Source organism: Amycolatopsis orientalis DSM 43388 (genome assembly GCF_000411975.1).
Taxonomy (GTDB): domain Bacteria; phylum Actinomycetota; class Actinomycetes; order Mycobacteriales; family Pseudonocardiaceae; genus Amycolatopsis; species Amycolatopsis orientalis_D.
The window spans coordinates 30922-50776 of the sequence record NZ_ASXG01000145.1 but is presented as its reverse complement, the minus strand read 5'-3'; the positions used below and the strand labels follow the sequence as shown (position 1 = coordinate 50776).

The 19855-nt window shown below is 69.3% G+C and carries 23 protein-coding genes; 8 read left to right on the top strand and 15 right to left on the bottom strand.

The window, feature by feature from the left end; all coding sequences use genetic code 11:
- Nucleotides 1–373: 373 nt before the first annotated feature.
- The 5 genes from L942_RS29180 to L942_RS29160 form a co-directional block, all read right to left on the bottom strand.
- Nucleotides 374–604, bottom strand: coding sequence for a hypothetical protein (locus L942_RS29180; RefSeq protein ID WP_037366722.1), 231 nt, complete (start codon nucleotides 602–604; stop codon nucleotides 374–376).
- 27 nt (nucleotides 605–631) lie between these two features.
- A complete protein-coding gene (locus L942_RS29175; RefSeq protein WP_037366720.1) occupies nucleotides 632–1078 on the bottom strand; it encodes a GreA/GreB family elongation factor in 447 nt (148 codons plus the stop codon).
- An 87-nt stretch (nucleotides 1079–1165) separates the two neighbouring features.
- A complete protein-coding gene (locus tag L942_RS45050; RefSeq protein ID WP_037366717.1) occupies nucleotides 1166–1342 on the bottom strand; it encodes a hypothetical protein in 177 nt (58 codons plus the stop codon).
- Nucleotides 1343–1349: 7 nt separating this feature from the next.
- Entirely contained in the window at nucleotides 1350–2612 is a 1263-nt protein-coding gene (locus tag L942_RS29165; RefSeq protein WP_037366715.1) for an NAD(P)/FAD-dependent oxidoreductase, read from the bottom strand.
- 118 nt (nucleotides 2613–2730) lie between these two features.
- Nucleotides 2731–4269 (bottom strand): PucR family transcriptional regulator, encoded by a 1539-nt coding sequence (locus tag L942_RS29160; RefSeq protein ID WP_037366714.1) that lies wholly within the window; start codon nucleotides 4267–4269, stop codon nucleotides 2731–2733.
- Nucleotides 4270–4318: 49 nt separating this feature from the next.
- On the opposite strand from L942_RS29160, the gene L942_RS29155 reads away from it, so the two are divergent.
- Entirely contained in the window at nucleotides 4319–4726 is a 408-nt protein-coding gene (locus tag L942_RS29155) for an MmcQ/YjbR family DNA-binding protein (RefSeq protein WP_037366713.1), read from the top strand.
- A 53-nt stretch (nucleotides 4727–4779) separates the two neighbouring features.
- Entirely contained in the window at nucleotides 4780–5394 is a 615-nt protein-coding gene (locus L942_RS29150) for a glyoxalase (RefSeq protein WP_037366710.1), read from the top strand.
- 69 nt (nucleotides 5395–5463) lie between these two features.
- On the opposite strand, the gene L942_RS29145 is transcribed toward L942_RS29150, so the two are convergent.
- Nucleotides 5464–5868, bottom strand: a complete 405-nt coding sequence (locus tag L942_RS29145) for a nuclear transport factor 2 family protein (RefSeq protein WP_037366707.1) — start codon at nucleotides 5866–5868, stop codon at nucleotides 5464–5466.
- A gap of 55 nt (nucleotides 5869–5923) precedes the next feature.
- Complete coding sequence (locus L942_RS29140) at nucleotides 5924–7459, bottom strand: HD domain-containing phosphohydrolase (RefSeq protein WP_037366706.1); 1536 nt, start codon at nucleotides 7457–7459, stop codon at nucleotides 5924–5926.
- 83 nt (nucleotides 7460–7542) lie between these two features.
- Here L942_RS29140 and L942_RS29135 point away from each other — a divergent pair, with 83 nt between their 5' ends.
- Complete coding sequence (locus tag L942_RS29135) at nucleotides 7543–9720, top strand: molybdopterin-containing oxidoreductase family protein (RefSeq protein WP_037366705.1); 2178 nt, start codon at nucleotides 7543–7545, stop codon at nucleotides 9718–9720.
- Here L942_RS29135 and L942_RS29130 read toward each other — a convergent pair.
- Entirely contained in the window at nucleotides 9659–10261 is a 603-nt protein-coding gene (locus L942_RS29130) for a TetR/AcrR family transcriptional regulator (protein WP_037366703.1), read from the bottom strand. The genes L942_RS29135 and L942_RS29130 overlap by 62 nt on opposite strands.
- A 73-nt stretch (nucleotides 10262–10334) precedes the next feature.
- Between L942_RS29130 and L942_RS29125 the strand changes: the two genes are divergently transcribed.
- Together L942_RS29125 and L942_RS29120 are read left to right on the top strand one after the other, a co-directional pair.
- A complete protein-coding gene (locus L942_RS29125; protein ID WP_037366697.1) occupies nucleotides 10335–11216 on the top strand; it encodes an alpha/beta fold hydrolase in 882 nt (293 codons plus the stop codon).
- Between the two features lie 55 nt (nucleotides 11217–11271).
- On the top strand, nucleotides 11272–11919 hold the full coding sequence (locus L942_RS29120) for a TIGR03086 family metal-binding protein (protein WP_051166328.1): 648 nt from the start codon (nucleotides 11272–11274) through the stop codon (nucleotides 11917–11919).
- Here the strand turns inward: L942_RS29120 and L942_RS29115 are convergent.
- The 6 genes from L942_RS29115 to rlmN all read right to left on the bottom strand — a co-directional run bounded on the left by L942_RS29115 (nucleotide 11901) and on the right by rlmN (nucleotide 15770).
- Nucleotides 11901–12284 carry a ribbon-helix-helix protein, CopG family gene (locus L942_RS29115; protein WP_200862960.1) on the bottom strand — a complete coding sequence of 128 codons (384 nt, stop codon included), beginning with the start codon at nucleotides 12282–12284 and terminating at the stop codon, nucleotides 11901–11903. The two genes, L942_RS29120 and L942_RS29115, sit on opposite strands and share 19 nt — an antisense overlap.
- Complete coding sequence (locus L942_RS29110) at nucleotides 12281–12598, bottom strand: hypothetical protein (RefSeq protein ID WP_037366696.1); 318 nt, start codon at nucleotides 12596–12598, stop codon at nucleotides 12281–12283. The genes L942_RS29115 and L942_RS29110 overlap by 4 nt, the downstream gene beginning before the upstream one ends.
- A gap of 224 nt (nucleotides 12599–12822) precedes the next feature.
- Nucleotides 12823–13527 carry a hypothetical protein gene (locus L942_RS44510; protein ID WP_158684552.1) on the bottom strand — a complete coding sequence of 235 codons (705 nt, stop codon included), beginning with the start codon at nucleotides 13525–13527 and terminating at the stop codon, nucleotides 12823–12825.
- The gene (locus L942_RS44505) at nucleotides 13524–14150 is read right to left on the bottom strand and encodes a hypothetical protein (protein ID WP_158684551.1); all 627 of its coding nucleotides are present in this window, start codon (nucleotides 14148–14150) and stop codon (nucleotides 13524–13526) included. Before L942_RS44505 ends, L942_RS44510 begins: the two co-directional genes overlap by 4 nt.
- Before the next feature lie 203 nt (nucleotides 14151–14353).
- Complete coding sequence (locus L942_RS29100) at nucleotides 14354–14635, bottom strand: hypothetical protein (RefSeq protein ID WP_037366691.1); 282 nt, start codon at nucleotides 14633–14635, stop codon at nucleotides 14354–14356.
- A 28-nt stretch (nucleotides 14636–14663) separates the two neighbouring features.
- Nucleotides 14664–15770 (bottom strand): 23S rRNA (adenine(2503)-C(2))-methyltransferase RlmN, encoded by a 1107-nt coding sequence (gene rlmN / locus L942_RS29095; RefSeq protein ID WP_037366690.1) that lies wholly within the window; start codon nucleotides 15768–15770, stop codon nucleotides 14664–14666.
- A 393-nt stretch (nucleotides 15771–16163) separates the two neighbouring features.
- Between rlmN and L942_RS29090 the strand changes: the two genes are divergently transcribed.
- Nucleotides 16164–16739 carry a papain-like cysteine protease family protein gene (locus L942_RS29090; protein WP_051166327.1) on the top strand — a complete coding sequence of 192 codons (576 nt, stop codon included), beginning with the start codon at nucleotides 16164–16166 and terminating at the stop codon, nucleotides 16737–16739.
- Nucleotides 16740–16742: 3 nt separating this feature from the next.
- Nucleotides 16743–17510: an LPXTG cell wall anchor domain-containing protein gene (locus L942_RS29085; protein WP_037366684.1), complete on the top strand. Its 768-nt coding sequence runs from the start codon at nucleotides 16743–16745 to the stop codon at nucleotides 17508–17510.
- 52 nt (nucleotides 17511–17562) lie between these two features.
- Here the strand turns inward: L942_RS29085 and L942_RS29080 are convergent, their stop codons facing one another.
- Nucleotides 17563–18471, bottom strand: coding sequence for a LysR family transcriptional regulator (locus L942_RS29080; RefSeq protein ID WP_037366682.1), 909 nt, complete (start codon nucleotides 18469–18471; stop codon nucleotides 17563–17565).
- A gap of 87 nt (nucleotides 18472–18558) precedes the next feature.
- On the opposite strand from L942_RS29080, the gene L942_RS29075 reads away from it, so the two are divergent.
- Nucleotides 18559–19824 carry an aspartate aminotransferase family protein gene (locus tag L942_RS29075; RefSeq protein ID WP_037366679.1) on the top strand — a complete coding sequence of 422 codons (1266 nt, stop codon included), beginning with the start codon at nucleotides 18559–18561 and terminating at the stop codon, nucleotides 19822–19824.
- The last annotated feature ends 31 nt before the right edge of the window (nucleotides 19825–19855 follow it).

The following is a 19855-nucleotide window of genomic DNA, read 5'->3' as shown; positions in this document are numbered from 1 at the left end:
ATCTTCCGCGGAACATCGGCGGCACCGGAACGCTCGCCTCGACCAGCTGTCCGCACGGACACGCCGATCGCGGTCTTCCGGCAGCGGCTGCGCCGCGGATTTCGATGCCGCCGCGCCGAGTTCCGTCCGGATGCGGTCATCCGCGTCCCGCTTCAGGTCCAGCAGCGAGCGGGCGAACGCGCGCGTTGGGCACTACGTGCTTGCGACCTCGGCACCAGTTCGATGCCTCAGAGCTTGCCGCCCTTCCGGATGCGCGCGGCGATCCCGGCGATACCCAGCGCGGAGGCGGCCATCAGCGTCTTTGCCGACCTTCCGCCTCCGGTTTTGTCCTCAACTCCAGCCAATCGCCGGGCTTGCCCGCGCAGGCCACAGCTCAGTCAGCCGGGCCGCGCAGCGTCAGGACGACGCGCAAGACGTGTTCGACCGCCGATTCGAACATCGCTCCGCGCAGTTCGCCGCGTGTCTCGAGGTTGCGCGCGGCGAAGTCGAGCATGCGGTCCGGTCCGACGCGGCGGACGAGGAGCGCCGCGACCTCCTCGAGGTCGAGGCTCGGGTTGTCCAGCCGGGTGAGGGCGAACTCGATGATGAGCTCTTCGTCGGTCACCTTGCCAGGGTAAGCGAAAACCGGGCCTCAGCCGTCGCCTCGATAACGCCCGTAGGGATGCGCCTCGACCAGGGTGACGCGCACGAGTGCACCGCTGGGCACCTCGTATTCCCGCTGCTCCCCCGGCTTCGCGCCGTGCAGCGCCCGTCCGAGCGGAGAGTCCGGCGAATAGACCTCGAGCCCGCCGCCTTCCTCGTCGCGCGCGGCGAGCAGGAAGGTCTCGACCCCGCCGTCGTCGTAGCGGACGGTCAGGACCATCCCGGGCTCGGCGATCCCGTCGTCCGGCGGGTCCTCGCCGACCACCGCGTTCCGCAGCAGGTCCCGCAGCTGCCGGATCCGCGCCTGCCGGTGCTGCCTGCGCTCGAACTGGTCGTCCCCGTCCAGGTCGGGTTCGCGTTGCAGGGCGGCGAGTTCCGCGGCGAGGCGGGCGTGCGCGTCGGGGGTCAGCCAGGGACGCGAAGAGGTCGTCGACATGAGAGGTGCCTTTCGGAGGACGTCCGTGGGGGCCGGGCAAGCAGGAGGCGTCCAGCCCCCACGGACTTTCGAGGAGTCCCGCGGCGGTCAGCGGGGCTCGGGCTCGGTGCGGCGGCCGAGCACGCCGGCGTCGGCGGCGAACCAGCCCGCTGCTTTCACCAGGATGTCCCTTTCGGTGCGCAGCAAGGCGTTCTCCGCGCGGAGGAAGAGCAGTTCGGCGTGCTCGTCCCCGGTCAGCGGCTGCTCCACGGGCTCGGCGGACATCCGCGGGTCACCGCAGCGGGTCGAACGGCCGCAGCGCTTCCGGCTGCCTGCCGGTGGCGATCTGCTCGGCGAGCAGCTTCCCGGTGATCGCGCCGTGGGACAGGCCCCACATGCCGTGCCCGCCCGCGACGTACATCCCGGGCGCGCCGGTCTGGCCGATCACCGGCCGCCCGTCGGCGCTGACCGGGCGCGAGCCGACCCAGTCGTCGGTGCGCTGCTCCCAGCGCAGGCCCCTGAGCAGCGGCCGGGCCGAGGCGATGATCGCGTCGACGCGCGCCGGGTACAGCGGGTCGTCCGGCTTGCGGAACTCCATCGTCCCGGCCACCCGCAGCCCGCCTTGGTACGGCGTGCACGCGACCCGGATGTCCGGCAGGTACATCGGGCTCGGCACCGGCTCGTCGGTCGGCACGGTGAAGGAGTAGCCGCGGCCGGCGCGCACCGGAACGCGGACGCCCCACTGGTGCGCCAGCTGTCCGAGCCAGGCGCCGGTGGCGAGCACGACGACGTTGGCGTTGACGGTCTGGCCGTTCGCCGACAGCACGGTGTAGGCGTACTCGTGCCCGCGGATCGCGGCGACCTCGAACCGGTGCCGGATCGTGCCGCCGCGGCCGACCACCGCGCGGGCGAGCGATTCGACGAACCTGCCCGGGTCGACGTACCGCTGGCCGTCGATCCGGATTCCGGCCCCGATCCGGTCGGTGACCTGCGGGAAGTGCTCGCGCAGTTCCGGTCCGGCGAGCTGGGTCCAGGACACCTTCTGCCCGGCGTCGCCGAGCCGGTCCAGCTCCTTGACCAGCGTTTGCGCCTTCGCCGAGGTCTCGAACAGGGCGGTGATGGGCGCGTCGATGGTCGGCGCGTCCACACCGTTCGCGGTCAGGATGTCGAACGCTTCGAGGCATTGCTCGTTGAACGGCAGGTTCGCTCGCACGGCCCGGTTCCAGGACCGATGGGTGCAGTTGGCCGCGAAGCGGGCGAGGAACCGCCACAGCCGCGGGTCCGGAGCAGCCGGAACGTGCAGCGGGGCCTGCCGGTCGAGCAGGGTGCGCAGGCCGTAGCGGAGAACGGCCGGTTCGTTGAGCGGGATCGACAGCCCGGGCGACAGCCAGCCGGCGTTGCCCCAGGACGAGCCCGCCGCGATGCCCTCGCGGTCGACGACGGTCACCCGCACGCCGCGTTCCTGCAGGAACCAGGCGGTGGACAGGCCGACGATGCCCGCGCCGACCACGATCGCCGAACGCGGCGCGGCGCCTTTCCGGTCGAGATCGCCCATGTGTTCCTCCGCCGCTTCCGTGCCGCTGGTTGTGCTGATGCGGCCAGGATGACCCGGATCCGGCGGATGGTCTTTGTCGAGTTCGGCCAATCAGCGCGGGCCGGTTTGTCCGGAACGGTCAAGCCTGCGGATCGGCGACGGCCAGCTCGATGATCATCGCCAGCCGTTTCGCGGGCAGGTCGAGCCGCAACGGCGTCACGTCGGCCATCTTCCGCAGCCGGTAGCGGATGGTGTTGGGGTGCACGCCGAGCCGCTCGGCGGCTTCGGTGAGATCGCCTTGGGTTTCGAGCCACGCGCGCAGGGTCGCGACATAACTGGTCGAGTTGGCCGCGTCGTGCCTGGCCAGGTCGGCGATGGGACCGCGCGCCGGGGCTCGTCCCGCGGCCGCCGCGGCACGCAGGCGGAGGATCAGGATGTCGTCCCAGGATTCGTCGTACGCGACGGGTGCGCCCGGCTTCGGGCGGACGTCGTGCAGCGCCAGGCATTCGTCGGATTCCCGCCTGCTGGCGGGCAATTCCGCGGTGGAAGCGGGTGCTCCGATCCCGGCCGCGACTGTGACCTGCGCGGGCAACGCGTCGCGGATCCCGTCGACCCACGCACGGGCGGTATCGACGTCCTCGCCGGGCAGGACGGTGTAGACGGTGTTGCTGAACAGCGTGCTCCGGCCCGGCCGCGACCAGCCGAACCCCGTGGTCGCGCGCTCGAACGCGAGCAGCAGCGCGGCGTGCCGTTCGTCGGCGATGTGCGCCTGGAGCGCGACCACGCGGAACCGGCCGGGCGGCAAGCCGAGCCTGCTCAGCACGGCCGCCGCGTCCGGAGTTCCTTCCAGCAGGCGGATCACCAGGTCGGACTCGACCTGCCGTTCCAGGTCGGCGCTCGCGCGCGACCGCAGCAAATGCAGCCCGACCGTGCGGGAGCTGTCGTGCAGGACAGTGCGCCGGACGTCCGACAGCGGCTCCTCGCACTCCACCCAGATCGACCCGAGCGTCTCGCGCCCGGCCCGGACCGCGACGACCATGCGCCCGGTGAGCCCGTGCTCGGGAGCGGGCTCGACGAACAACGGCTCGTCCGAACCGGCGAGATGCGCGAAGACGCCGCGGCGCTCGAACAGCTCGCGCACCTCGTCCGGCACTCGCCGCCCGAGGATCGTCTCCAGTCGCACGCGGTCCGCGCCCTGCTGACGGCTGGAGTACGCGAGCACTCGCGACAGCTGGTCCTCGATGATGACCGCGCTGCCGAGCGCGTCGGCCAGGCTGTCGGCGAGTGCGAACAAGTCGGTCGGTCCGCGTCCGGATTCCGTCTCGCGTCCTTCGAGCACCAAGCCGTAGACCACGCCCGCGAGCTGCCCCCACGACACTTCCGGGTCCACGAGCAGCACCGCGACCTGGCCGTCCTCCGCCTTGGCCACCGCCTCCGGCCCCGGCGGGTTCGCACCGCGCACCAACACGACCGAGGCGCGCGCCGCGGCGGCCCGTTCGATGGCTTCCAGCACCGAGTCGACGCCGACCGCGAGATAGACGTCGCCCCGCAACCCGCGCGGATCGGCGGGGTCGTCCACCACCACGTCCCGCAACGCCGCCTCGCGCGCGACGGGACAGCAGCACAACCGCGCGCCGTATCCGCCGAGGACGTTGACGAGCCGATCCAGCGTGACCATGCCCTGTTCATACCTGACGCGGCGCGATTCGAGTCGTATCGTTCAGGTCATGCGGGCTCGGGTCGAGGACGTGCACGAACTGGCGCTGGGGATGCCCCACGTCACGGTGGTGCGCGGCTCGCGCGAGAACCCCGTCTACCAGGTCGGCGGCAAATCGTTCGTGTTCTTCCGGACGCCGCGGCCGGACGCGTTCGACCCGGAGACCGGGCAGCGGTACCCGGACGTGATCGTGTTCTGGGTGCCGTCCGAATCGGACAAGCAGGCGCTGGTCCAGGACCCGGACAGCCCGTTTTTCACCACGCCGCACTTCGACGGCCACCCGTCGGTGCTGGTCCGCGCCGCCCATCTCGGCCGGCTGACCCGGCAGGAGCTGGCCGAGGTCGTCGAGGACGCCTGGCTTTCCCGCGCGTCACCGCGCCGGCGCGAGGCGTGGCTGTCCGGGCGCCAGGCCCGGTAAGCGATCAGGAATCAAGAAGCCTCGGGGGCGCTGCCGGACTTAGCGTTTACGGCATGACTTCCTTCGACTTCGTCACCCTGGACGTTCCCGATGTCGCCGCCGCCGAGCGCTTCTACCGTGCCGCGTTCGACCTGGGCGACCGGCTCCGCTTCCGGCAGGCCACCGCGCCGAGCACCGGTTTCCGCGGATTCACCTTGTCGCTCACCGTTTCCCAGCCCGCCAACGCCGTTGCTTACCTGGACGCCGCCCTCGCCGCGGGCGCTGCTTCGCTGAAACCGGCGGCTAAGTCGTTCTGGGGTTTCGGCGGGGTGGTGCGGGCCCCGGACGGTGCGATCTGGAAGGTCGCGACTTCCACGAAGAAGGACTCCGGCGCGGGAGTCCGCGAGTACGACCAGATGGTGCTGCTGCTGGGCGCGTCGGATGTGGCGGCGACCAAGCAGTTTTACGTCTCGCACGGGCTCGCCGTCGGCAAGAGCTACGGGCGCAAGTACGTGGAATTCGAGACGAGCCCGATCAAGCTGGCGCTGTACGGCCGGAAGGCGCTGGCCAAGGACGCCGGAGTGCCCCAGGAGGGTTCGGGCTCGCACCTGCTGGCCCTCGGCGGAGACGCCGGGCGGATCACGGACCCGGACGGATTCGCTTGGGAGACCTCGATCCTCGCTGGCTGACCGGCCAGGTGGTCTCGTGAGTGTTCATCCTGATTCAGCACCGCGATGAACACTCACGAGAATTGATCCTCAGCGCACCCCCTCCTCCGGGCAATAACCCGAACACAGCAGCACCATCCGCGAGAGCCGCCCGTCCGCGTCGTCGTCCGCGTACGCCTGCTGCTCCACCGTGAACCACCCCTCGCCGAGCCGTTCCGCGCGCACTCGCGCTCGCCAGCGCAAGTGCAGCCGCGGACCGACCCGGTCCACCTCCCCCTCGGCGAGTTCGAAGTCGTCGACCTCGCCGAACCAGTGGGTGAACGCGGCGATGACCTCGCCCGGCCCGTGGAATTCGCGCAATCCCGGCGGCAGCAAGGCGGTCAGCCGCACCTCACTGTCCATTGCGGACGACATCCGGGCGAAGTCCTGCCTGCTCAATGCTTCGATGAAGGCACCCGCGCGGGAGATCCGGGAGGCCTTGAGTGGTGTTGTCATGCTTCAGGTTTACGGCGCTGAGCCCCGCCGGGGATCGGGCAACTGCCCGATCCTTTCACCCGGTCAGCCCTCGGCGCATCGCGACCAGCGCGGCCTGTGTCCGGGTCGTCACCCCGAGTTTCGCGTAGATGTGCTCCAGATGCGTCGAAACCGTCTTGCGCGACACCGTGAGCGCGGCGGCGATCTCCGGATTCGACAACCCTCGGGCCAGCTGCAGCAGAACCTCGACCTCCCGAGCGGTCAACCCGCCCGACGTACGGCGAACCCCTCGACCCGCTGCTGCCAGAACCGCGCTCACCGCGTCGGGATCGAGGCGTCCGGAGCGCGCTTCGGCGGTGAGCACCCGCGCGGCCGCGGCGGGAGCGAGCGGCGCGCGGTGCGGACGTGGTTCGCCAAGTGCGTGGTAGACGTCGGCGGCAGCGAGAACCCGGGACGTCATCGGCAGGGCGTCGCCGGAAAGGCCGTGCGGGTAACCGGAACCGTCGAGGCGTTCGTGGTGGTGGGCCGCGCAGCGGGCGACCGCGGCGAGGCCGGGCATTCCGGCGAGCATCCGTTCGGTCAGGTACGGATGCGTCCGGGCGCGTTCGGCCTGCGCGAGCGACCACGGCCGGGTCGCGTTCCAGATCGCGCTCGGAACGCCGATCATCCCGATGTCGTGCGCCCAGCCGGCGCGCCGGACCAGCCGGACGTCCGGAGCCGGGAGGCCGAGCCGGGTCGCGCCCTCCGCGGCGAGTGCGGCGACCCCGCGGGAATGCCCCAGCCGCGGCGGGGATTTGAGATCGGCGAAGTCGGCGAACGCCTGCAATGCGCGATCAAGTTCGTCCTCGGCCAGCCGCGCGCCGAGCCGCGGGTCGAGGGCGATGACCTCGTCCCACGCCTGGATCCGGTCCAGGCCGGCCAGGATGTCGCCGCGGTGCTCCAGGAAGCAGTCGACCAGCGCCGGATCGAACTGGGTGCCGCGGCGTTCCCGGGCGACGGCGACCGCGCCGTCGACACCCGCCGTGTCGAGGAAAGCCTCGACGTTGTCGGCGAGTTGCACCAGCCGGATCGCCGGGTCGAGGTCCGCACCGCCGGCCTCGCCGGGGACGCCGCGGCCGTCCCACCGCTCGAAGGATTGCAGCAGCGGACGGCAGACGTCCGCACCGAGGTCGAGCCGTCCGGCCAGTTCGCTCGCGCTTTGGCAGTGCGCCTGCATGACCTGTTGCACCGACCGGCCCGCTGTCGCGAGGAACCGGCCGGCGAGCGTGGCGCGGCGGAGTCGCGGGCTGCCGCGGCCGAGGTGGCGCAGGACGAACATCGCCATCGCGACCCCGGCGAGGTCGCCGTCGTGGCTGTCGGCGTACAGCTCGGTCTCGTCACCGAACAACGCGGCCAGCTCGCTGGTGTCGGCGGCGCAGCCCACCCAGGTCAGCAACGACGTGTAGTAAGCCGCCGCGCGCACGCTGTCGTCGGCGCCCGCCGCGTCGGCCAGCCTCAGGGCGATCACGGTCTGCCGCAGCACGCGTTCCATCGGGCGGCCCATGCCGAGATCGGCCACCAGCGACAGGGTGGCGACCAACTCGGACAACCGCACCGGCGCGGCATTGTTCACGCCTGAAGGGTCGCCGGGGAAACTCCGGTTGTTACGCCGGACGAGCCGTTCCCGATTCCTCAGGCAGAGACCGGAGGTGCGCGATGGCGACCGAGGTGCCGACGTTCTGCCCGCTGTGCGTGTCGAGGTGCGGAGCCACCGCGACGGTCGAGGACGGGCGGCTGCTCGCGCTCCGTCCGCTGCCCGGCCATCCGACCGGCGACGCGATCTGCGTGAAAGGCAAGGCCGCGCCGGAGATCGTCGCGCATCCGGACCGGCTGCTGCATCCTCTCCGCCGCACCGCCCCGAAAGACGCGGCCGACCCGGGCTGGGAGCGCATCGGCTGGGACGAAGCGCTGGCGACCATCGCGTCCCGGCTGACCGCGATCGCCGAGGAGTCCGGCCCGGAAGCGGTGGTGTTCAGCAGCTCTTCGCCTTCGACGTCGGCGATGTCGGACACCGTCGAATGGCTGACCCGGCTGCGGCGCGCCTTCGGCAGCCCCAACTTCCTCAGCTACATGGAGCTGTGCGGCTGGGGCCGTCGCCTGGCCACGCTCTACACCTGGGGTGAGCCGGTCCCGGGCGCTTACCTGCCCGACCTGGATAACGCGCAATGCGTCCTCTACTGGGGCTACAACCCGTCGGTCTCGCGGCTCGCGCACGCCACCGCGACGACCGCCGCACTGCGCCGCGGGGCCAAGCTCGTCGTAGTCGATCCGCGGCGCGCCGGGCTGGCCAGCAAGGCCGACCAGTGGCTTCGCGTGCGCCCGGGCACGGACGCGGCGCTGGCGTTGTCGCTCACCCACGTGATGATCGACAACGGTTGGTACGACAAGGAATTCGTCGAACGGTGGACGAACGCGCGGAAGCCGGTCGGCGCGTCTCGGCGAGTGTGGGACCTCATCCTCGAGGAGTGCGCGAAGTACCGTCCCGAGGTCGCGCAAGAGATCACCGGCGTGCCCGCGGAACAGATCGTCGCCACGGCCCGGCTGCTCTGGGAGCAACGTCCGGTCGCGTTCTACACCTGGAGCGGATTGGAGCAGCAAAGCAACGCGACCCAGACTGTGCGCGCCATCGGCCAGCTGTACGCGCTCACCGGATGCATCGACACGCCGGGCGGGAATGTGCTGTTCACGCCCGTGCCGACCAACCCGATCGACGGCCGGGAGCTGCTGGCGCCCGAGCAGCGCGCGAAGGCCATCGGCGTACAGGAGCGTCCGCTCGGCCCGGCGAGATTCGAGTTCGTCACCGGCGAGGATTTCTACCGCGCGGCACTGGACGGCGTGCCCTACCGTGCCCGAGCGCTGGTCAACTTCGGCGGCAACCTGGCCATGGCACACGGCGACAGCGCGCGAGGCCGAGCCGCTCTCCGCGCGCTGGACTTCTTTGTCCATACTGATTTGTTCCTCAACCCGACAGCGGAACAGGCAGACCTCGTGCTGCCCGCGACCAGCGCATGGGAAGCCGAGGCACTTCGGGTCGGCTTCGAGACCAGCCAGGCCGCGCAGTCGACTGTCCAATTGCGACAGCCACTGGTCGCCGCCCGCGGCGAGGCGCGATCGGACCTGCGGATCATCTTCGACTTCGCCGTCGCACTCGGTCTCGGCCATCAGTTCTTCCACGGAGACGTCGAGTCGGCCTGGCAATACCAGCTCGAACCCAGCGGCCTCACTCTCGACCAGCTGCGCGCCGCACCGGAGGGAATCCGGCTGCCACTGGAAACGGAGTACCGCAAGTACGAACAACGCGGTTTCCGCACCGCGTCGGGTCTCGTCGAGTTGTACTCGGAATCGTTGCGGGAACACGGATACCCGCCGCTGCCGACCTTCACCGAGCCGTCGATCAGCCCGCTTTCCCGGCCGGATCTGGCGACGCGGTACCCGTTGATCCTCACCTGCGCGAAATCGCTGTTCTTCTGCGAAACCCAGCATCGGGAAATCACCAGCCTGCGCAAATCCGCGCCCGAGCCGACCGTCGAACTCCATCCCGAAACCGCCGCGGCCCGCGGGGTCGGCGCCGGGGAGTGGGTACGGCTGGAGACGCCGTTGGGAAGCGTCCGCGCGAAGGCGAAGTTCAACGTCAACCTGCGGCCGGATGTCGTGTGCGGCCAGCACGGCTGGTGGCAGCCCGCGGACGAACTCGGCCAGCCGGGTTATCCGCCGTTCGGCGAAGACAGCGCGAACCTCAATCTCGTGCTGTCGCAAGGCCCGAGCGACCCGATCAGCGGGAGCTCTCCGTTGCGGGCGTCGCTCTGTGAGATCGCGAAAGCGCAGCCAGACTGACGTCGACAATCGCGTGGAGCTGCTCCGGACTCGTCCCAGCCCGGCTCATCACCGCCAACGATTGATTGACCGCCGCGAGGTGCACCGCGAAATCGTCGGCGTCCGGCAGCTTCGCGGCTCGCAAGGCAGTCCGCAGCCGGGCGTGCTGACGACCCAGCGCTTCGGTAGCGCGCCGCGCGATCTCCGGGCTCAGCACCGGAATGGCCATCGCGGTCTGGGCGACGAGGCATCCGTCCGGCACGTCGGGGTCGGCTATGCGGTTGAGGGTGACTTCGAAGAACTCCCGTACCGCCCGCAGCGGGTCCTCGGCCGCCTTCGCCAACGCCTCGTCGTACTTGCCCCCATAGCGTGCGGCGTAACGGTCCAGGCAGCACAGGTACAGCGCGTCCTTGTCGCCGAGCGAGGCGTAGATGGAACTGCGGTTCAATCCGGTCGCCTTGGAGAGGTCGTCGAGAGAGGTGTCGGCGTACCCCGCTCGCCAGAACTGGACCATCGCCGCGTCGAGCACGACGTCCATGTCGAACTGCTTCTTCCCGGCCATCTCGCGCCTCCTTCGTCGTGCCGAGCCTAACTCATCTTGAACTGTTCGGTTCAAGATGAGTTAGGCTCGAGCCATGAACCCGCTCCCCGACCTGCCGCTGCCCGACCTGCCCGGATTCGCCCACCGCTGGGTCGACGGGATCCATGCCGTGGAAGGCGGTCAGCCGGCCGGTCCCGCCCTCGTGCTGCTCGCCGGATTCCCGCAGACCTGGTGGGCCTGGCGCAAAGCGATGCCGGGCCTCGCCGAGCGCTTCCGCGTGCTCGCGATCGACCTGCCCGGGCAAGGCCACTCCGAGCGCCCGCACGACAGCTACGACACGCACACCGTCGCCTCGCGCGTCCAGGCCGCGGTGACCGCGCTCGGCGTGCCGAAGTACTGGCTCGCCGCACACGACATCGGAGCCTGGGTGGCGTTCTCGCTGGCTCTGCAACACGAAGACCGCCTGCACGGCGTCGCCCTGCTGGACGCGGGCATCCCCGGGATCACCCTCCCCGAGTCGGTCCCCACGGACCCCGAGCGAGCGTGGAAGACGTGGCACTTCGCGTTCCACCTCGTGGCCGACCTTCCCGAAACCCTGCTCACCGGCCGCGAACGCGACTACGTCGACTGGTTCCTGAACGCCAAATCCCTGACCCCGTTCGACCGCGCCGATACCGACCATTACGCCGCCGCGCTCGCCGCCGAGGGCGGGCTCCGGGCGTCTCTGGCCTACTACCGGGACGCCGCGGAATCAGCGCGCCGGAACCGAGCGGCGCTAGAACGCCAGCACCTGACCGTCCCCGTACTGGGAATCTCCAGCTCCCACGGCTCGATCCCCGACATGGCGGCTTCCCTTGGCGCCTGGGCCGGCCGCGCGACCGGCGTCGTCATCCCTGATGCCGGACACTTCATCCCGGACGAGCAACCGGACGCGGTCGTGGCCGCCTTGACCGAATTCATCGCAGCCGCGAGGTAACGCCACGTCGGATTTGCGCCAGCGCGAGCGTCGTGGCGGTTCCAGACTGGCGGACATGATTCTCGGCCGATTCCTTGCCGCCAGCACCGAATTCGACCAGCGCCTGAGGTCCGTCCGCGCCGACCAGTGGACCGCCCCGACCCCGTGCGCGGAATGGAACGTGCGCCAGCTCGTGAACCACATGGTGCGAGGCAACCTCAACTACGTCGACCTCCTGGCCGGCGGCACCCGTGAGGAATTCCTGCGCATGCGCGACGCCGACGCTTTGGGCGACGACCCGCTCACCGCGTACCTCGCGTCAGTGCAGCTGGTCGCCGCCGCCTTCGGCCGCCCCGGCGCACTGGACGAGGTGCTCGACTACCCGCTCGGCAAGGTCACCGGACGCCAAGCGCTGGCCGTGCGGGCTACGGATTCCGCCATGCACGCCTGGGACCTCGCCCGGGCTTCGGGCGTCGACGACCGTCTCGACCCAGACCTGGTCGCGTGGATCAGCGACGACCTCGAAACGATCTACGCCGGGTTGGCGGAGTCCCCGATCGCCGCCGAGACGACACATCGGTTCTTCGCCGCACCGGGACAGGGCCGCGAGTCGGGGTCTCGGCAGGACCGGTTGCTGCGGCTGATGGGCCGGAACCCCGGCTGGAGCCACCGATCGAACGGGCCCGGCGCGATGATCCGCCAATCTCAGACAGATTCGCGATAGACCCGTCGGGCGATCTGCTCGACTTGTTCGACGGTGAGCACCGGCGCATCCGGTCGCTGCACCGCTTGGGTGAGGATCCGCCGCACCAAAGCAGAGGTGGGAATGTGCTCGGCCGCGGCGCGAGCCTTCAGCGCAGCCGCGAGCGATGCGGGTACTCGCAGAGACAGCGCGGATTGCTCGTTCTCGGCGATGTCAGCAGCGACAGCTTCTGCTTCTTCCTCGGCGTGGTCCTGTCGGGACCGTGCGTGGCGCAGCATGCGCTCGCGCTTGACCGGATCGGTTTCCTGCCCCGCCGCCGCTTCCTGCTCGGCGATCTCTTCCCGGATTCCGGCCAGCACCTGGTCGCGGCTCATGGGCTCAGTCATGAGGCATCGTCCTTTCCTCCCAGCGCTGCCCGATACGCGCGCAGGTCAGCACCGCTGGTCTTCCAGGCATTGATGCCCGAATGATCCACGCGATCCACGATCACCGTGATCACGAACCCTGCGGCGGGCGAATAGCCGATCACGCGGATGTCTCCCCAATGACTCTTCGGATCCGGATCACGGGTAATGCGATGCGGATCGGCTGCTGCCTCCAGGGTCCAAGACGGCTCGATGTCGCTGGCACCGGGATATCGAGCTGATCGGGTGCGGATGTGCTCACCACCAGCTTCCTCCCACCACAGCCCGATAGTCATAGTAGAGCGTAACACATCTACACACATCTACACACCGATACGGGCTCCGCAGTTCCTGGTCGACTCGCCGCAGTCGGGTACACCCGCACGGACAGATCGCGGAAAGCTCCAGAGCCTGCATCCTGCCAGCGCTCGGCTTCCGGTCCAGCAGGCGTTCTTTAGCCTTCGGTAGAAGCGAGACCGGCAAGCCAAGTCACCCAGTGCACCGTTCGGCCTTCGTGGTCTCACCGACGATTGCGATAGCCGCGAAGCGCGATGGCGAAACGCTCCTTAAGATCGTGTTCCGCCTTCCGGCCCGGAAGTACTCCGAACTCATAGTGCCGTTTCCGGCCCTGCAAAAGATGCGAAACCGACTGACTGACGACAGTCGCCGCCATGATCGTGTAGTCAGCCGATAGATCGACGTCCAGCCCGAGAAACTGCCGACCCATTCCGAGAGACAGCGGTGAACTGTAGTACTTTCCCTCCACCACCAGGACCGCTTGGTGACTGCGGGGATCGATGCCCAACATGCGACACCTCGACGCGATGCCTTCGGGAAGCACCAGTACATCTGCTTCGTGAGCCACCTTGCTCTTGCCGATCACCGCGACGCCTGTGTGGACCTCGAGCGGGCTCTTGGAACCACCAGGCAGACTCAGCACCGCATAAGTGAAGTCACCACTTGGCAGACGTCCGGGGCTGCGACGCAATCTGAATGTCGTCGGTGGACGCCCGGATCGTTGACGGTACGTGACCTCGCAGCCCTCTCCCCGGGCGGCACGTAGCACGAGGGAGAAAAGAAATGCTTCGTACAAGTCGTTTCCGGGCGTCGGATCGGTACCGCCAAATTGCAGCGCGGACGGAAGCGCTGACGGGAGCTCCGCTTCGAGCCGGTCGAGCAACTGCCGCGCGGTGTCGTCGTCCGGCGCTTCCCCTTGGCTCGTCATTTCTCACCCGTCGACCAGGCGTATGAGGAATCATCGCGACCATAAGGACTAAGCCACTCCCGTCGCGGCACCCCGGCCAACTGCCGCAATTCATCCACTAATGCGACGACGTCTGCGGCACGCTGTCGGGCCTGCACGCCGACAGCATCCACAGTGAGCGCCCAAGGCTCGACTGCTTGGCCGCGCAGTTCCGCTTCCGGCGGATCTTCGAACGTCAACCGTCCATCCGCCGAAACCACAGAGAACTCCTCAACTACAGCTTCTTCCATTGCGACCGTGCCAGCAGTGGCAACCTCGACAAGATCGAGCAGCAACGCGAGCCGAGAGCGGACATCAAGCGGAGCTACAACGACATCTCCGCTCTTCAACCGTTCCTTGCCGGCGGCGGGAACAGGCTCGGCCAAGTCCCACAGCGACGCTGCGGCACCGGTAGACCGACCAGACACAGAACCGCTTGACCTCGAACGGGTGTCAAAATCCGGTCCTTGCGCAAGTTCCTCAGGAGCCAGAGATCGCCCCTCGGCCGCGATGACACGCTCTTGAGCTACGGCGAATCCGAGCCCGAGACGTTGCAAACGCTGTTCCAGCGCGAATAGCAGACGGGCACATTCTTCCTCGGTCACGACGCAATCCCCCTCCAGGCAAGCGTCCGACACCTTCTAGCACCGCTTTGGGCGTTCGATCCAAGCATATCGCCGAGGTAGCGGCTCAGCACGCGCCGCGACACTGACGTTCTGACCAGGCCGTCGATGCTCTCTTCGACGATCAACTACTTGCCAGAAGTATCATCCAGGCAATTTCCGCAGACCTGCCGAAGGCCGTCAATTCAGCGCGCGGTGAGCCAAGGCGCGAGAAGCTTCTCCAGCGCGTCGTCCGACAGCGCCGCCGCGCCTCCGTGGAATTCGTGCCACCGGGAGGCCTCGCGGGCCGCGTGGTAGTCGACCTCGAAGGCGCGCATCAGGACGTACATGAAGCTTCCCGAGTCGAACCGGTCGCCCAGCAGGGTGCGGGCGGTCCGGGCCACGTCCACCGCGGTCTGGCGGCCGTTGACGTCAGCCAGCTTCAGTTCCTCAGCCGCCGGATCGAGCAGGCTCGGCGCACACAACAAGACAACTACTCCACTCTGAACTGTTCGCTCAACCTTCGGCGGCGAGCTGCCCGCAGGCCGCCGCGATGTCCTGACCGCGCGTGTCGCGGACCGTGCAGGCGACCCCGCCCGCGTTGACCAGCCGGACGAATTCCCGCTCCACCGGCTTCGGCGACGCATCCCACTTGCTGCCCGGCGTCGGGTTCAACGGAATCACGTTCACGTGCACCAACTGCCCCAGATGCTTCCGCAGCCGCTTCGCCAGCAACTCCGCCCGCCACGGCTGATCATTGATATCCCGGATCAACGCGTACTCGATCGACACCCGACGACCCGACGTATCCGCGTAATACCGGGCAGCGGAAAGAACCTCGTCCACCGACCACCGGTTGTTCACCGGCACCAGCGTGTCCCGCAGCTCGTCGTCCGGCGTGTGCAGCGACACCGCCAACCGCACCTGCATCCGCTCATCCGCCAGCTTCCGGATCGCCGGAGCCAACCCCACCGTCGACACCGTCACCGAACGCTGACCGATACCCAGACCACCCGGAGCCGGATCAGTGATCCGCCGCACCGCCGCCACCACACGCTTGTAGTTCGCCAGCGGTTCGCCCATGCCCATAAAAACGATGTTCGACAGCCGTCCCGGGCCGCCGGGCATTGAGCCGTCTCGCATGACCGCGGCGGCGTCGCGGACCTGGTCCACGATTTCCGCGGTCGAGAGGTTGCGGTCGAGGCCGCCCTGGCCGGTCGCGCAGAACGGGCACGCCATGCCGCAGCCGGCCTGGCTGGAGATGCACAGCGTCGCGCGGTCCGGGTAGCGCATGAGCACGCTTTCCAGCAGCGTCCCGTCGTGCGCGCGCCACAGGGTCTTGCGGGTCGCGCCGCCGTCCGCGGCCAGCGCGCGCACCTCGGTGAGCAGCGGCGGCATCAGGTCGGACACGAGCTTTTCGCGCGAGGCGGCCGGGATGTCGGTCATCTCCGCCGGGTCGACGGTGAGCCGCGAGAAGTAGTGGTTCGACAACTGCTTGGCGCGGAACGCCTTCTCCCCCAGCGCGACGACCGCCTCGGCTCGCTCGGCCATCGTGAGGTCGGCGAGATGGCGCGGCGGCAGGCCGCGCTTGGGCGCGTCGAAAACAAGAGGGAGGGCAGTCATGACCGATCAAGTGTCTCATACCCCCGGACCCGGACGCTCCTCCCCCTCGGACGCGGCGGGCGAACCGGGTCAGCGGCCGGCGCTGGCGCGATCCGGCCGCCGGGTCGCCGGAACGGCCGCCACCGAACGACGGGCGCGATTCAACGGAAAAACACCCTACGAAAGTCGGATTGCCGGATGCTTTCCGGGATGAATTCCCTTATCGTCGACATCGGACGCGGAAATAATCGACCGGCGTAGAAATATCCGCCGCGGCGCTTCGGCGACGGAATACCGCCGTTAGTCGGTAGTCGCCGCAAACTTCGCGCGCGTAGCGTTCCCGGCGCATCGCTCCCCTTCCCCACCGGTCCGGGAATTCCCCGGCCCGGCCGGGCTTCCCCATTGGAGGGTCCCGTGAAAGTGCCTTCTTCGCTTCTGCGCGGAATAGCGGCGGTCGCGGTCGCCGCGTCGGCCGCGCTCGCCGTTCCCGCCGCCGCGGACGCCGGCGAAACCGACATTTCGATGCAGGCCCAGCAGAAAGACAACTGGTGCTGGGACGCCAGCGGCAACACCATCGCCGCGTACTGGGGCTATTCGCTGACCCAGACCCGGTTCTGCCAGATCGCGCACAACGAATCCGGCAGCGACTGCGCCAACAACCAGGGCTACCTCAGCGACCAGCAAACGGTTTTCCGCTACCTCGGGTTCCGCAGCGTCGGCACCTACAATTCCAACGGCTACCGGCTCTCCTTCTCCGGCATCAAGAACCAGATCGACGCCGGGCAGCCCATCGGCACCCGGATCGGCTGGACCTCCGGCGGCGGCCACATGCACGTCCTCTACGGCTACGACGACTCGAACGGCAGCAGCATCGTCGAATACGGCGACCCGTGGCCCTCGAACAACCGCTACAACTCCATGAACTACAGCGCTTACGTCTCGAACAACCAATTCGCCTGGACCCACACTGTCTACGGAATGGTGGGCTGACTCATGCTGCGAACCGTCCTCCGCGCGACTGTCGCCTCCGGAGCCATCGCCGCCGCCGTGTTCGCCGCGAACCCGGCGTCCGCCGCCGAGTCGCCGACCGGGCCGTCCCCGTCGGACACCGCCGCGATCTCCGGCCTGCTCGCCAGCCCAGACACCGCCGCCCGTCTCGCGCATACGAAGTTCCCCGGCGCGGTGCCGGCGGCCGCGCACGCCACCCGGGCCGCGGCTGACGCCACCACCCAGATCCCGGTCTACGAACCGACCGCGGCCTTCATCAACGGCGAATCCGACGTCCCGGCCACCCTGGCCTACGTCGCGTCTCCGGCCCACCTCGCCGACGGCCGGGCCGCAACGGTGTGGGCGCAGCCGAGCAAGGCCGGATGGCAGGTCATCAACGTCGCTTCCGGCAACGACGAGCAGGTCCACGCGGCGGCCGCCCACGGCGGTTACCTGCTGCACGAACCCCAGGTCAACGCCTGGTACTCGGTCAACGGCGACACGGTGACCGTCCTCGACGGCGCGGTCTCCGGCGTTCCGGCGGGCACCCGGGTCACCTTGGCGGCCTACCGCGCCGAGCTCCAGAAGCGCTACGGCGACAAGCTCCCCGGCTCGGCTTACGACAAGACTGGCGCGGGCGGCGGCTATGCCGTCCCCGCCCCGAACACCGGCGCGGACGGGAACCCGGCCATCGCGCTCTCCATCGGCGGCGCGGCCGTGGCAGCCGCGGGCGGCGCGTTCCTCTTGCGCCGCCGCTCCCGGCACAGCGAGTGATTCGTCCCGGCAGGGGTGTCCCCGACCGCGCCCCTGCCGGGCTCAGCCGCCGTCAGCGACCAGCCTGTTCCACCATCGCGGGAAGTCTGACCGGCTGCCGCAATGCATCGAGCACCGCATTCACCGCCGCCCGCCGCGGCGAACCTCGCCGGGTGACCGCGACGATCGTGCGCGTCACCGGCGTCGCCAACGCCTTAGTCGCGACCCGGTATCGCGGGTCCACCGCCAGCCCCGGCAGCAACGCGATCGACAGCCCGGCCTCGACGTGCTGCAGCGTCATCAGGTAGTTGCTGAACCGGCACACCACCCGCGGCTCGAACCCCGACTCCCGGCACAGCCGCAGCGTCAGATTCGCCATGTACGACTGGGGAATGTCGAGCGCCCACGGTTCGCTCGCGTAGTCCGCCAGCACCGCGGGCCCCGGCCGCTCCGGCCGCTCGAGCGCGGTGACCAGCACGATCGGGTCGGTCGCCAGCCGGATGATCTCGAGGTCAGGACCGAGCGGCAGGTCGGCGAAGTCGGTGGTGGTGATGATGACGTCGCTGTCGCCCGCCCGGAGCGCCGGGACGCTTTCGTGCGGTTCCCGTTCCGCCAGCTCGGTTTCCAGCCGCGGATAAGCCCGGGCGAGCCGGGTCGCGGCGGGCACCGCGAAGGTGTGGATCGCGCTCTGGAACGCGCCGATCCGCACCAGCCCGGCCGGTTCGTCGCCGCGCAGTTCGGCCTCCACCGCGTCGAGATGGTCGAGGATCGCGCGCGCCTGCCGGGCCAGTTTCTCCCCGGCGGGCGTCAGCCGGACGCGGCGGCCGGTGCGTTCCAGCAGCCGGGTGCGGGTCTCGGTCTCCAGCAGCGCGAGCTGATGCGACACCGTCGACGCGCTGAGATTCACGTCCTGCGCCACCGCACGCACCGTGCCGAGCACGGCCAGCCGGCTCAGCAGCCGTAGCCGCCACGGATTCAGCATGACCTCATCGTTGTTCGACTCGATCGCACAGGCAAGCGGAAACTGTGAGATGGACGCGGCGCTCGGAACGGCCTTACCGTCGAAGCCATGGCCACCGACACCTTCTGGTCCGACGTCGACCAGCATCTCGTCCGCTATGCCGGCCCCGGCTCGTTCACCGGCGAGATCATCGACCGCGCCGAGGGCAGCTTCGTCTTCACCGAGGACGGGCGGCGGATCCTCGACTTCACGTCCGGGCAGATGAGCGCGATCCTCGGGCACGCGCATCCGGAGATCGTCGAGACCGTCCGGACGCAGGCCGCGAAGCTCGACCACCTGTTCAGCGGGATGCTGAGCCGTCCGGTGGTCGACCTCGCCCGGCGGCTGGCCGAAACGCTGCCGGATCCGCTGGAGAAGGCGCTGCTGCTCACCACCGGCGCCGAGTCCAACGAGGCCGCGCTGCGGATGGCCAAGCTGGTGACCGGCAAGCACGAGGTCGTCTCGTTCGCCCGGTCCTGGCACGGGATGACCCAGGCCGCGGCGAGCGCCACCTACAGCGCGGGCCGCACCGGCTACGGCCCGGGCGCGCCGGGCAACTTCGCGATCCCCGTGCCCAGCGGGCCGGACTGGCCGCGGCAGCTGGACCTGGCCTTCGACCTGATCGACGCGCAGTCGGTCGGCAGCCTCGCCGCGTGCCTGGTGGAGCCGATCCTCAGCTCCGGCGGAATCCTCGTGCCGCCGCCAGGGTATTTCCCGGCGCTGCAACGGAAATGCCGGGAACGCGGCATGCTGCTGATCCTCGACGAAGCGCAGACGGGCTTGTGCCGCACCGGAACCTGGTACGCCTTCGAGCACGAGGGCGTCGTCCCGGACCTCCTCACGGTGTCCAAGACGCTCGGCGCCGGACTGCCGCTCGCCGCGGTGCTGACCAGTGCGGAAATCGAGCAGGAAGCCCATGAACGCGGGTATCTTTTCTTCACCACGCACGTGTCGGACCCGCTCCCGGCAGCCGTCGGAAACACCGTGCTCGACGTGCTGCTCCGCGACCGCCTCGACGAACGCGCCCGCCGACTCGGCACCCGGCTGCGCACCGGCCTGGAGGAAATCGCGGCGCGACACGAAGCAGTCGGCGACATCCGCGGCCGGGGACTGCTCGCCGGGCTGGAACTGAGCGGCGACGGCCCGGACGCGGACAAGCTCGGCGCCCGCGTGACGCAACGATGCCTCGAACTCGGGCTGCACATGAACATCGTGCAACTGCCCGGGATGGGCGGGGTGTTCCGGATCGCTCCGCCGCTGACCGCCGCGGAGAGCGAAATCGACCTCGGACTGTCCATTCTGGACGAAGCAATCGGCAGCGTCTCGCGGGACTGACGCCCACCGGCCGTCCGGTTCCCCCTATCCG

Coding starts and splice junctions, on each gene's coding strand:
- L942_RS29175 (WP_037366720.1), bottom strand. CDS start 1,078: ATGTCGACGACCTCTTCGCGTCCCTGGCTGACCCCCGACGCGCACGCC.
- L942_RS45050 (WP_037366717.1), bottom strand. CDS start 1,342: ATGTCCGCCGAGCCCGTGGAGCAGCCGCTGACCGGGGACGAGCACGCC.
- L942_RS29165 (WP_037366715.1), bottom strand. CDS start 2,612: ATGGGCGATCTCGACCGGAAAGGCGCCGCGCCGCGTTCGGCGATCGTG.
- L942_RS29160 (WP_037366714.1), bottom strand. CDS start 4,269: ATGGTCACGCTGGATCGGCTCGTCAACGTCCTCGGCGGATACGGCGCG.
- L942_RS29155 (WP_037366713.1), top strand. CDS start 4,319: ATGCGGGCTCGGGTCGAGGACGTGCACGAACTGGCGCTGGGGATGCCC.
- L942_RS29150 (WP_037366710.1), top strand. CDS start 4,780: ATGACTTCCTTCGACTTCGTCACCCTGGACGTTCCCGATGTCGCCGCC.
- L942_RS29145 (WP_037366707.1), bottom strand. CDS start 5,868: ATGACAACACCACTCAAGGCCTCCCGGATCTCCCGCGCGGGTGCCTTC.
- L942_RS29135 (WP_037366705.1), top strand. CDS start 7,543: ATGGCGACCGAGGTGCCGACGTTCTGCCCGCTGTGCGTGTCGAGGTGC.
- L942_RS29130 (WP_037366703.1), bottom strand. CDS start 10,261: ATGGCCGGGAAGAAGCAGTTCGACATGGACGTCGTGCTCGACGCGGCG.
- L942_RS29125 (WP_037366697.1), top strand. CDS start 10,335: ATGAACCCGCTCCCCGACCTGCCGCTGCCCGACCTGCCCGGATTCGCC.
- L942_RS29120 (WP_051166328.1), top strand. CDS start 11,272: ATGATTCTCGGCCGATTCCTTGCCGCCAGCACCGAATTCGACCAGCGC.
- L942_RS29115 (WP_200862960.1), bottom strand. CDS start 12,284: ATGACTGAGCCCATGAGCCGCGACCAGGTGCTGGCCGGAATCCGGGAA.
- L942_RS29110 (WP_037366696.1), bottom strand. CDS start 12,598: ATGACTATCGGGCTGTGGTGGGAGGAAGCTGGTGGTGAGCACATCCGC.
- L942_RS44510 (WP_158684552.1), bottom strand. CDS start 13,527: ATGACGAGCCAAGGGGAAGCGCCGGACGACGACACCGCGCGGCAGTTG.
- rlmN (WP_037366690.1), bottom strand. CDS start 15,770: ATGACTGCCCTCCCTCTTGTTTTCGACGCGCCCAAGCGCGGCCTGCCG.
- L942_RS29085 (WP_037366684.1), top strand. CDS start 16,743: ATGCTGCGAACCGTCCTCCGCGCGACTGTCGCCTCCGGAGCCATCGCC.
- L942_RS29080 (WP_037366682.1), bottom strand. CDS start 18,471: ATGCTGAATCCGTGGCGGCTACGGCTGCTGAGCCGGCTGGCCGTGCTC.
- L942_RS29075 (WP_037366679.1), top strand. CDS start 18,559: ATGGCCACCGACACCTTCTGGTCCGACGTCGACCAGCATCTCGTCCGC.